The 11,446-nt window shown below is 66.9% G+C and carries 10 protein-coding genes; 6 read left to right on the top strand and 4 right to left on the bottom strand.

What is annotated here, in order from left to right; translation table 11 throughout:
• The gene (locus tag K0H49_RS13430) at positions 1-594 is read left to right on the top strand and encodes a 2OG-Fe(II) oxygenase (RefSeq protein ID WP_374122345.1); all 594 of its coding nucleotides are present in this window, start codon (positions 1-3) and stop codon (positions 592-594) included.
• A gap of 106 nt (positions 595-700) precedes the next feature.
• Here the strand turns inward: K0H49_RS13430 and K0H49_RS30585 are convergent, their stop codons facing one another.
• The gene (locus K0H49_RS30585) at positions 701-826 is read right to left on the bottom strand and encodes a hypothetical protein (RefSeq protein ID WP_257624693.1); all 126 of its coding nucleotides are present in this window, start codon (positions 824-826) and stop codon (positions 701-703) included.
• A gap of 17 nt (positions 827-843) precedes the next feature.
• On the opposite strand from K0H49_RS30585, the gene K0H49_RS13435 reads away from it, so the two are divergent.
• The 4 genes from K0H49_RS13435 to groL all read left to right on the top strand — a co-directional run bounded on the left by K0H49_RS13435 (position 844) and on the right by groL (position 6,267).
• Entirely contained in the window at positions 844-2,757 is a 1,914-nt protein-coding gene (locus K0H49_RS13435; RefSeq protein WP_219212841.1) for a S8 family serine peptidase, read from the top strand.
• Positions 2,758-3,039: 282 nt separating this feature from the next.
• On the top strand, positions 3,040-4,020 hold the full coding sequence (locus K0H49_RS13440) for an acyltransferase family protein (RefSeq protein ID WP_219212843.1): 981 nt from the start codon (positions 3,040-3,042) through the stop codon (positions 4,018-4,020).
• A 252-nt stretch (positions 4,021-4,272) separates the two neighbouring features.
• Positions 4,273-4,563, top strand: coding sequence for a co-chaperone GroES (locus K0H49_RS13445; RefSeq protein WP_183026119.1), 291 nt, complete (start codon positions 4,273-4,275; stop codon positions 4,561-4,563).
• 51 nt (positions 4,564-4,614) lie between these two features.
• On the top strand, positions 4,615-6,267 hold the full coding sequence (gene groL / locus K0H49_RS13450) for a chaperonin GroEL (RefSeq protein WP_219212845.1): 1,653 nt from the start codon (positions 4,615-4,617) through the stop codon (positions 6,265-6,267).
• A 362-nt stretch (positions 6,268-6,629) separates the two neighbouring features.
• Here the strand turns inward: groL and K0H49_RS13455 are convergent, their stop codons facing one another.
• Positions 6,630-7,994, bottom strand: a complete 1,365-nt coding sequence (locus tag K0H49_RS13455; protein ID WP_219212847.1) for an amino acid permease — start codon at positions 7,992-7,994, stop codon at positions 6,630-6,632.
• Between the two features lie 188 nt (positions 7,995-8,182).
• On the opposite strand from K0H49_RS13455, the gene msrA reads away from it, so the two are divergent.
• The gene (msrA, locus tag K0H49_RS13460) at positions 8,183-8,902 is read left to right on the top strand and encodes a peptide-methionine (S)-S-oxide reductase MsrA (RefSeq protein ID WP_219212850.1); all 720 of its coding nucleotides are present in this window, start codon (positions 8,183-8,185) and stop codon (positions 8,900-8,902) included.
• A gap of 13 nt (positions 8,903-8,915) precedes the next feature.
• On the opposite strand, the gene xylB is transcribed toward msrA, so the two are convergent.
• Both xylB and K0H49_RS13470 read right to left on the bottom strand, forming a co-directional pair.
• Positions 8,916-10,373: a xylulokinase gene (gene xylB, locus K0H49_RS13465; RefSeq protein ID WP_219212852.1), complete on the bottom strand. Its 1,458-nt coding sequence runs from the start codon at positions 10,371-10,373 to the stop codon at positions 8,916-8,918.
• A gap of 140 nt (positions 10,374-10,513) precedes the next feature.
• Positions 10,514-11,437 carry an AraC family transcriptional regulator gene (locus tag K0H49_RS13470; RefSeq protein WP_219212854.1) on the bottom strand — a complete coding sequence of 308 codons (924 nt, stop codon included), beginning with the start codon at positions 11,435-11,437 and terminating at the stop codon, positions 10,514-10,516.
• Positions 11,438-11,446 lie beyond the last annotated feature (9 nt).

Here is an 11,446-nt window from a genome sequence, read left to right on the forward strand (position 1 = left end):
GTGGGCTTCGACGCAGCGCTCGCCCGGCTGGACTGGGCCCGCCTCGGAGCCCGGCTCGACCAGGAAGGCTTCGTGGTGATCCCCGCGATGCTCGGCGAGGCGCAGATCCGCGCGCTGGCGACGGGCACGGGCTGGCCCGCTGGGGTCGCCGAGCTGCAGCGGGCCTTCCATCCGCGGCTCGCGCCGATCTCGGCGCGCTGGAACGACACCCTGGGACGGCCGCCGCGCCACGCCGGCACGCCGGGCGTCTTTCAAGCGGCGCAGGCAAGCCTGAGCCGCCTGCGGGCCGGCGAGGACCAGCCCCTGCACGACCGCGGCGCCGAGACCCAGGGCTTCGCGCTGCAGCTCGTGGCCCTGCTCGGCGAGCCCGGGCTGGACTTCACCGGCGGCGCCTTCGTGATGACCGAGCAGCGCCCGCGCATGCAGTCGCGGCCCCTGGTTGTGTCGCTGCGCCGGGGCGATGTCGCGGTGATTGCCGTGGCGCAGCGGCCCCAGGTGGGCAGCAAGGGGATTTACGCGGTCCATCTGCGGCATGGGATCGGCCGGGTGCGCAGTGGCGAGCGCCTGGGGCTGGAATTGCTTTTCTTGAATTGAAATTGTTAATTTGAATTTTCAATTCAAAACCAAAATCCCAAGAACAACAACAGCCCAACGAAGATTCATCGACACCCAAAAACATGACTAACTTCATGTTTTTTAATCATTTTTTGTCAACAATATTTAACCGAGTTTCATAGCAAATAAAACTTTCTACAACAAAAAGAGAATAAGAACCGATGCCCTGCAGGCGGCGCACCCGTCCCTCAGGCGCGATGTCCTTGTTCACCTCCAAAGGATCTTCCGTTGAAGAAAGTTAAATATTTATCTTGTGGTTGGACCTCCGCCCGCCGTGCGCTGCCGATCGTCGCGCTGGCCCTGCTGGCCGGCTGTGGCGGCGGCAACGGCGCTGGCGGGAACACCGGAGGCGGCGGTGGCGGCAGTGGCGCGCATGTCGGCGGCGGGAACAGTGGCAACGGCAATGGCGATGTCGTCGCGGCTTCGCCCAACCGCAACACGCTGGACGTTCGCTGCGCGGACACGGCCACGCCCCTGCAGCGCGCCACGGCCGCCAACGAGGACCCGCTGTTCATCGACCAGTGGTACCTGAAGAACACCGGCCAGGCCGTCTTCGCCGACACGCTGCCCTGCGCCGGCGTGGACCTGAACATCGGCACGCTGCACGCACAAGGCCTTCGCGGCCATGGCGTGAAAGTCGCGGTGGTCGACAGCGGCATCGACATCGGCCACGAAGACCTGGCCGCCAACATCGTCCCGGGCGGCAGCAAGAATTTCCTCAGCGACACCCAGCCGCTGGGCGACAAGGACGGGCATGGCACCAACGTCGCCGGCATCGTCGCGGCCACGGGCTGGAACGGCCAGGGCGGCCGCGGCGTGGCGCCCGAGGCCGGCCTGCAGGGCTTCAACGTCGGCGAGTTCATCTACAGCGGCACGGTGGCCGAACAGGCCGCAGCCTTCCGGAAGTACGTCGGCTATGCCTGGGGCGAAGGCGTCGAGGCCAAGGCCACCGACGTGTTCAACACCAGCCTGGGCGCGCCCTACACCGGCGCCTATCCCGCCGTCTCGCCGGCCGAACTCCAGGCCTGGGAGTCGCTCATGAGCGGCACGCGCGCGGGCAAGGGCGGGGTCTATGTCTATGCGGCGGGCAATGGCTTCATGCAGCCCGAGGACGCCGAGAACGCCGATCCGTTTGCTGGCTGCGTGGCCAACGCCGCGGGATTGAGTTGCGTGCTGGCCAACACCGATCCGGCCGCCAACTTCCGCCAGACCCTCGCCGTCGCCTCGGTCAACGCACGCGGCACGCGCTCGTACTTCTCCTCCGCCGGTTCAGCCATCTGGGTTTCGGCACCGGGTGGCGAAGGCGGTCGGCAGCTCGGCGTGGCGGGCCCGGGCCAGCGCGACTACGGCCCCGGCATCGTCACCACGGACATCCGCGGCTGTTCGCAGGGCCTGAACACCACGGCCATGCGCCTCAACGCGCTCGACGGCGGCACGCCGCTGGACCCCGACTGCCACTACACCGCGGCTTTCGGCGGCACCTCCTCGGCCGCACCGATGGTGGCGGGCATCGCGGCCCTGATGCTCGACGCGAACCCGGCGCTGACCCAGCGCGATGTGAAGTTCATCCTGGCCTCCACCGCCCGCCCGCTGGACCTGGCCCAGCCCGCCGTCCACGTCCAGGGCAGCGCGGTCGAATCCGGCTGGATCACCAACGCCGCGGGCTACCGCTTCAGCAACTGGTACGGCTTCGGCCTGGTCGACGCCAGCGCGGCCGTGGCCATGGCGCGCGGCTTCAGGACGCTGCCGCCGCTGCAGGACAGCGGATGGACCGCCTCGGCCGACCGGCCGTCGGACATCGGCGGCGCCCCGTCGTCGGCCGCGCTGCGGGTGCGTCTGGACGCGAACGTGGCGATCGAATCGGTGCAGTTCAGCCTGGCCACCACCCACGGCCAGCCGAGCGCGCTCTCGGCCACGCTGACCTCGCCCTCGGGCACGGTGAGCCATGTGCTCACGCCGATGTCGACCCTGAAGAACGGCAGCGACTTCGGCATCCCCCTGTCGTCGAGCAATGCCTTCTTCGCCGAACCATCGAAGGGAGAGTGGGTGCTGCGCGTGACCGATGTCTCGGGCCAACCCGTCAGCGCGGCTCAGCTGCGCAGCTTCCAGTTGCGCGTGACGGGGCACGCGAAACGCACGTGACGCGGACGCCGGTTTGGCTGCTCGACTGCAGCGCATCCCCTGCCTTCCGTAGGGCGGGTGGCGTGACCACGACGCTGCAAGACCGGCGCAGGGGGAGCAGGGCGTCGGCAGCGCCAAGCGATACAAAAGAATACTTTTGATTTACCATCCACGCGTTCAGCCCCCGCATCGATATCGGCATACGGCGGCACTGAGGTCATTCCGCTCCGAGCCATGCGCATGCACTGAAGCCCAACACATGTGGCACCTCGGTTCAAGCTTCTCCTGCACACCTACGCCACCATGCTGCCCGCCACACCCCACCGACTTCAGCATCTCGATGCCATTCGCGGGCTTGCTGCGCTGAGCGTCTGTCTGTGCCACTTCAAGCACGCTTTCGCGCCCGCCGTGGCCACGCTGTTTTCTCCGCTCGGCGATTACGGCGTGTTCGTATTCTTCGTGTTGTCGGGTTTCATCATCCCGCGCGTGCTGCGCAAGGAGGGCTACCGTCTTGCGAACGCCGGACGTTTTCTGCTCAAACGCATCGTGCGGCTGCATCCACCGTACCTCGTTTCGCTGGCACTGACCCTGGCCTTGAGCATCGCGGCGGCGGCATGGAAGCACGAAGCCACCACCTGGTCCGCGGTCGACCTGGTCTCATACTTCTTCTACGCCGAAGCGCCTGCAGAAAACCCGGTCTACTGGACGCTCCGCGTGGAAATCTGCTTCTACATCTTTCTAGCGCTCGCCTACCCCCTCCTCAATTCATCCAACCGGATCGTCCGAACGCTGGCCTTCCTGGCCCCCTGCGTGGTCTGGTTCTTTCTGGCTGACATTCTGTTCATTCACTTCATTGCCTTCTTCCTTGCCGGCATGGCCCTGGAGCAGGTTCAGTGTGGGTGGATCGACTGGACAGAGTTCAGCGCCAAACTGCTGCTGGCTTCCGCCCTCGCATGGGCACAGACCGGCTTGGACGGTATGGGCATCGCGCTGGCATCGGTGGCGCTGATCAGCGTGCCGCTGCGTGTGCAGATTCCCCGAGTCATCCTCTGGTTCGGCGCCATCTCCTATTCGCTCTATCTGGTGCATTTCCCCATCGGCGTCAAACTGCTCAATCTTTCGCTAGGTCGAGTGCCGCAGGTGCCATCGGAGCTGTTCGCGCTGGCGGCGCTGGTGGCGAGCGTACTGGCGGCTTGGGGGATGTATGCGCTCGTCGAGCGCCCTGCCATGGCGCTTTCGCGCTCGATCGGCAACGGGAACACCAAGCTGGCGCCCATCGCCTGAATCGTTGCGTCGGAGAACAGCCGGCGGCGCTGCCGACGGCGCACGGCAGGGAGCGCTGGAGGCGCAGCCGACTTCCAATGAAGGCATCTGCATGCCTCGCCTTCGGCCCAGACCTTGAAACCCCGGCAAATGCCCTTATCATTAGCACTCGCCAAGACCGAGTGCTAACAACGCACTTTCCAGGCGATGGGGCATCCGGCCTGTGGTCGAAGCCCTCCACAACCCCGTTTCTATATCCCTCCAGGAGATGCAATGAACCTTCGTCCTTTGGCCGATCGCGTGATCGTCAAGCGTGTTGACAGCGAAACCAAGACCGCCTCTGGCATCGTCATCCCCGACGCAGCCGCCGAGAAGCCCGATCAAGGCGAAGTCCTGGCCGTGGGCCCGGGCAAGCGCAACGACAAGGGTGAACTGATCGCCCTGACCGTCAAGGTCGGCGACCGCGTCGTGTTCGGCAAGTACAGCGGCCAGACCGTCAAGGTCGGCGGCGACGAGCTGCTGGTCATGAAGGAAGACGACCTGTTCGCGGTTGTCGCGAGCTAAGTCCTCTCCCTCCTTCTTTCCATTCATTCAATCCATTCGGAGTAATTCAACATGGCAGCAAAAGACGTCGTCTTCGGCGGCGAAGCCCGCGCACGCATGGTCGAGGGTGTGAACATCCTGGCCAACGCAGTCAAAGTGACCCTGGGCCCCAAGGGCCGCAACGTGGTGCTCGAGCGTTCGTTCGGCGCCCCCACGGTGACCAAGGACGGTGTGTCCGTCGCCAAGGAAATCGAACTCAAGGACAAGCTGCAGAACATGGGCGCCCAGCTCGTGAAGGAAGTGGCTTCGAAGACCAGCGACAACGCTGGTGACGGCACCACGACCGCTACGGTCCTGGCCCAAGCCATCGTCCGCGAAGGTTTCAAGCTGGTGGCTGCCGGCATGAACCCGATGGACCTGAAGCGCGGCATCGACAAGGCTGTCACGGCCCTGGTCGCCGAGCTGAAGAAGGCTTCGAAGCCCACGACCACGTCGAAGGAAATCGCTCAAGTCGGCTCGATCTCGGCCAACAGCGACGAAACCATCGGCAAGCTCATCGCTGACGCGATGGACAAGGTCGGCAAGGAAGGCGTCATCACCGTCGAAGACGGCAAGTCGCTCGACAGCGAACTCGACGTCGTCGAAGGCATGCAGTTCGACCGCGGCTACCTGTCGCCCTACTTCATCAACAACCCGGAAAAGCAATCGGCGATTCTGGACAACCCCTTCGTGCTGCTCTACGACAAGAAGATCAGCAACATCCGTGACCTGCTCCCCACGCTGGAACAAGTCGCGAAGTCGGGCCGTCCCCTGCTGATCATTGCCGAAGAAGTCGAAGGCGAAGCCCTGGCGACCCTGGTCGTGAACACGATCCGCGGCATCCTGAAGGTTGTGGCTGTGAAGGCACCTGGCTTCGGCGACCGCCGCAAGGCCATGCTGGAAGACATCGCCATCCTGACGGGCGGCAAGGTCATCGCTGAAGAAGTCGGCCTGACGCTCGAAAAGGTGACCCTGGCCGACCTCGGCTCGGCAGCCCGCATCGAAGTCGGCAAGGAAAACACGATCATCATCGACGGCGCTGGCGCTGCTGCTGACATCGAAGCCCGCGTCAAGCAAGTGCGTGTGCAGATCGAAGAAGCTTCGAGCGACTACGACCGTGAAAAGCTGCAAGAGCGCGTGGCCAAGCTGGCCGGTGGCGTTGCAGTGATCAAGGTTGGCGCTGCCACCGAAGTCGAAATGAAGGAAAAGAAGGCGCGCGTCGAAGACGCCCTGCACGCTACCCGCGCTGCAGTGGAAGAAGGCGTTGTGGCTGGCGGCGGCGTGGCGCTGCTGCGTGCCAAGCAAGCGGTGGGCGACTCGGTCAAGGGCGACAACGCCGACCAGGACGCCGGCATCAAGCTGGTGCTCAAGGCCGTCGAAGCGCCCCTGCGCGAAATCGTGAACAACGCCGGTGGCGAAGCTTCGGTGGTGGTGAACGCTGTGTTGGCCGGCAAGGGCAACTTCGGCTTCAACGCCCAGAACGACACCTACGGCGACATGCTCGAGCTGGGCATCCTGGACCCGACGAAGGTCACCCGCACCGCACTGCAGAACGCCGCTTCGGTGTCCTCGCTGCTGCTGACGACCGAAGCCATGGTCGCTGAAGCACCGAAGGACGAAGCTGGCGCCGGCGGCGGCATGCCCGACATGGGTGGCATGGGCGGCATGGGCGGCATGGGCATGTAATTGGCTCGCCCCCCGAGGCGGCGGCGCACTTCGTGTCGCCTTGCCCTCCCCCCTACCGGGGGGCAACACCTGCGGCCCGGCGAAGCCGGTTCCGCGGTGTTCCACGAAGGGGGCGAATTGATTGCGGTCTTCCGACCCGAGGGCCCTGCAGTGAAAGCTGCAGGGCTTTTTCTTTGGGCATCGCCAAAGCGTGCGCGGCACTTCGTGTTCGCTTGCCCTCCCCCTTCCGGGGGCAACACCAGCGGCGCCGGCGAAGCCGGTTCCGCTGGTATGCCACGAATGGAGCAGCTATTGCGGCCCTTTGACCCGAAAGCCCTGCAGCGCAAGCTGCGGGGCTTTTTTCATGGGCCAGTGGCTGGCGCTCAGGTAGCGCGGGCGAGTGCCCGCGCGCGGACGCCTCGGGTGGCCAGGTACATCAACAGCGACATTGCGAACGCCAGCAGGCTCAGGTGGAGCTGCGAGGCGGTTTCAGGGTCGGCGCCCATCTGCACCAGCAGCGCGACCATCGCGGCGATGGTGGCCAGGCTCAGCCAGGGGAAGAACCACATCTTCACGGGACGCGCCTGCTGAGGCTTGCGCAGGCGCAGCACGATCTGCGACAGGCCGATGATGATGTAGACGAACAGGATGATCGCACCCGAGGAGTTCAGCAGGAACAGGAACAGCCTGGCGGGCGAGACGTAAGCAGCGGCCACGCAGGCGAAGCCCCCCACACTCGACAGCAGGATCGCCGCCACCGGCACACCCTTGCGGTTGACGCGTGTGAACACTGCGGGCGCGTGCTGGCGGCCGGCCAGCACGAACAGCATGCGCGACGCGCTGTAGATGCCCGAGTTGAGGCACGACAGCACGGCCGTGATCACCACCGCGTTCATCACGTGGTCGGCTCCGGGAAGGCCCATCGCCCTGAAGGCATCGACGAGGGGCGAGGCGCCAAGCACGAAAGAGTTCCAGGGCAGGATGGCGGTCAGGAGGAAAGCCGAGCCGACGTAGAAGAGGCCCAGCCGCAGCACCACCGAATGGGTGGCCTTGCTGACGGCCTTGACAGGGTCGTCGGACTCGGCGGCCGCGATGGTCGCGATCTCTGCGCCGACCATCGAGAACACCACGACCACTACGCTGCTGAAGACCGCCATCCCCCCCTTGGGGAACCAGCCGCCGTGCGCCGTGAGCGGGCTCAGGTCCATGCGGTGCCCGGGCCACGCCCCGAAGACATAGAGACCGCCCAGTACCAGGAAGGCGATGATCGCGAGCACCTTGACGCCCGCGAACCAGAACTCGAACTCGCCGAAGGATTCGACCGAGAACAGGTTGCTGGTGACCATCAGCACCATCAGGCCGCAGGCCATGGCCCAGACCGGCACGTCGTGGATCCAGTAGGTCAGCAGCTTGGCGCCCGCGACCGCCTCGAACGCGATCACCACCACCCAGAAGTACCAGTAGAGCCAGGCCACCGAAAAGCCGGCCCAGTCGCCCAGCGCCTCGTGTGCGTAGTCGCAGAAGGCCCCGGTGGACGGGGTGGACGTGGCCATCTCGCCGAGCATGCGCATCACCATGACGATGAGCAGACCGGTGACGGCGTAGGTCAGAAAGGCCGCGGGGCCAGTGCTCTGGATGACCGCTGCGGAGCCGACGAACAGTCCGGCCCCCACGACGCCGCCGATGGCGATCATGGTCAGATGACGTTGCTTGAGCCCCTTCCTGAGTGAGGCCGATGAGGAATGCATGGGTGTGTCTCTCCTGAATCTTCTTGTGGAACGAACCAGCGGCCCACTCTAAGGACCGAGGGCCGCAAAACGCCTGGTGGCGCCCCGCTGTTACCTGCATCCGTTGTGTTTGACCACCGTGCTCGTTTTGTTAAACGGTTTGGAGGACACTGGGCGCGCTTCTTCCACATCCCATGCCCTGCCCTGCCATGTCCCCTGTTCCTTGCGCTCTCCCAAGTCGCCGGTCTTTGCTCGCGAGCGTCGCGTTGTGGATCGCTGGCGCCCACGCGCCCGCCATGGCAGCCGATGCGCCGACCGTGGTGCCGGCCCCCACCACCGACCCCGCCGTGGCCCCCGGCGACACCGAGCTGGTCGCGGTGCTCGCGGGCGGCTGCTTCTGGGGCGTGCAGGGCGTGTTCCAGCACGTCAAGGGCGTGAACAGCGCGGTGTCGGGCTATGCGGGCGGCGCGGAACACACGGCCAAATACGAGGCCGTGGGCCTGGGCGACACGGGCCATGCCGAAGCCGTGCGCATCCGCTACGACCCGCGGCAGATCAGCTTCGCGCGGCTGCTGCAGATCTTCTTCTCGGTGGCGCACGACCCGACACAGCTCGACCGGCAAGGGCCCGACACCGGCACGCAGTACCGCTCGACCGTGTTCGCGCAGAACCTCGAGCAGGCGCGCATCGTGCAGGCCTACATCGCGCAGCTGACGCAGGCCAAGACCTTCGCCAACCTGCCGATCGTGACCACCATCGAGCTGCAGAAGCGCTTCTTCGCCGCCGAGGCCTACCACCAGGATTACCTGACGCGGCACCCCGACGATCCCTACATCGTGATCAACGACCTGCCCAAGGTCGCCAACCTCCGGCGCCTGTTTCCGCAGGCCTACCGCGCGCAACCCGTGCTCGTCGGCACGAGCGCCTGAAGCGACACGGGTCTCAACGCGCAAAGTACGGCTTGAGCGCGCGATAGAGCGCCTGGAAGCGCGCATGCCGCGCGCGGTGCGGCGCCTGCTGCGAGGCATCGGGCACGAAGCGCTGACGCAGTTCGGGCGCACGGCACACCGCCTCGACGCGGCCGCCGTCGGCCAGCCAGGCCAGCCGCGCCGCACCCAGCGCGCCGCCGGCCTCGCCGCCCTGCCCCAGCGCCAGCGGCACTTCGAGGATGTCGGCCAGCAACTGGGCCCACCAGGCACTGCGCGCGCCGCCGCCGACCAGCGCCAGTTCGCCCTGCGGCGGCTGCAGCGTGTCGAGGCCGTCGCGCAGTCCGAAGCTCACGCCCTCCACCACCGCATAGGCGATGTCGGCCGGCCCGTGCGCATGCGTGAGACCGAACAAGGTGCCTTGCGCCTGCGCGTCGTTGTGCGGCGAGCGTTCGCCCGAGAGATAGGGCAGGAACAGCGGCGCCGATGCACGCGCCTCGGCGCCGAGCCCGGCCGCCGCGGCCAGCAGCGCAGCCTCGTCGGCAAAGCCGAAGGCGCGCACCGCCCAGCTCAGCGCGCTGGCCGCCGACAGCATCACCGACATCTGGTGCCAGCGGCCCGGCAGCGCATGGCAGAAGGCGTGCACCGCCTGCGCGGGGTTGGGCGTGAAGCGCTCGGTCGCCACGAAGATCACGCCCGAGGTGCCCAGCGAGACGAAGCCCTGCCCCGGCGCCACCACGCCCATGCCGATCGCGCTGGCCGCGTTGTCGCCCGCGCCGCCGGCGATCACGACCTGCGGGCCCAGGCCCCAGCGCGCGGCCAGTGCGGGCGACAGCGAAGCCGACACCGCACTGCCTTCGACCAGCCGCGGCATGTGCGCACGCGTGAGCCCGGTGGCGGCCAGCAGTTCGTCGGACCAGTCGCGCGCGCCCACGTCGAGCCACAAGGTGCCGGCCGCGTCGGACATGTCGCTCGCCCGCTCGCCGCTCAAGCGCCAGCGCAGCCAGTCCTTGGGCAGCAGCACGTGGGCGGTGCGCGCGAACAGCGAGGGCTCGTGCGTGCGCACCCACAGCAGCTTGGGCGCGGTGAAGCCGGGCATCGCGAGGTTGCCGGCGATCTCGCCCAGGCGCGGCACCGCGGCGGCGAGTTCATCGCACTGCGCGGCGCTGCGGCCGTCGTTCCAGAGGATCGCGGGGCGCAACACGTGGTGGGCCGCATCGAGCAGCACGGCGCCGTGCATCTGGCCCGACAGGCCGATCGCGCGTACCTGCGCCAGCGCCTCGGCATGCGCGGTGCGCAGCGCCTGCATCACGGTCTCGAGCGCGTCCCACCACTGCGCAGGGTCTTGCTCCGACCACAGCGGCTGCGGCCGGCTGACGGTCAACGGCGCGCGCGCCACGCCGACGATGCGGTGGTCGTCCGCGAGCAGCAATGCCTTCAGCTCGGAGGTGCCGAGGTCGAGTCCCAGGTACATCGAAATTCCTTGGGCCACCGGGGCCCTGTCATCCTGTCTGTTCGTGAAACACCGCGGGTCCGGCTCCGCCGGCCCGCCGGTGTTGCCCCCGGACGGGGGACGGCGAAGCGACACGCCGTGCGCGAGCCCTCGGGGGCGGGCTAAGTGTTGCCGCCGAAGCGGCTGTCCGCCTGCCGGCGGAACTCGCTCGGCGTCATGCCCTTCACCTCGAGAAAGCGCCGGTTGAAATTGGCGACGTTGTTGAAGCCCACCTGGTAGCAGATGTCGGTCACGTAGTGGTCGGTCTGCATCAGCAGGTGGCAGGCGTTGTTGATGCGCACGCGGTTGACGAAGTCGGTGAAGCTGTTGCCGGTGGTGCGACGGAAGTAGCGGCTGAAGCGGCTCTCGCTCATGCCGAGTTCGCCCGCCACCTCGCTCATCGAAATCGGCTCGGCCACGTTGTCGGTGATGCGGTTGACGATCAGGTTGATGCGCTCGACCTCGGCATCGCCCTCGGCGCCCTTCATCTGCACGCTCGACAGCAGCCGGTAGTCGGTGCAATCGGCCAGGTCGGCCAGGAACTCGCAGAAGGCCGCGAGCCGGCGCAGGCCGTGCGTGGTCTTGACCCGGTGCCAGTGACGCTCGGCCTGCTCCGACAGGCCGAAGAACTCGATGCCGTGCCGTGCGCGTTCGAGCAGCAACTGCACCTCGCCCAGTTCGGGAATCTGCCGCGCGGCCTCGGCCACCGGGTCGTGACGGAACTGGATCACCAGATCGCGCGTGGGCACGCCGGCATCGGGGGTGTCGAGCGAGATCCAGTTGTGCGGCAGGCGTGGCCCGCACAGCACCAGGTGGCCGGGCTGGAACGGACCGATCCAGTCGCCGACGAAGGCCTTGCCGGAGGTCGAGGTGATCAGGTGCAGCTCGTACTCGTCGTGGCAGTGCCAGCGCGCCAGCGGGCTCGGGTAGCCGTGCGCCAGGCAGCGCACCCAGCCGGCTTCCTCGGGCGCCTCGTAGCCGAGCGCGGGCGAGCGCGCCAGGTCGTGCTCGAGCTCGGGTTCGCGCTGACGGGGAAGGGATCGCATGCGTTGCGG

It is taken from the genome of Variovorax boronicumulans (assembly GCF_019352895.1).
Taxonomy (GTDB): Bacteria; Pseudomonadota; Gammaproteobacteria; order Burkholderiales; family Burkholderiaceae_C; genus Variovorax; species Variovorax boronicumulans_A.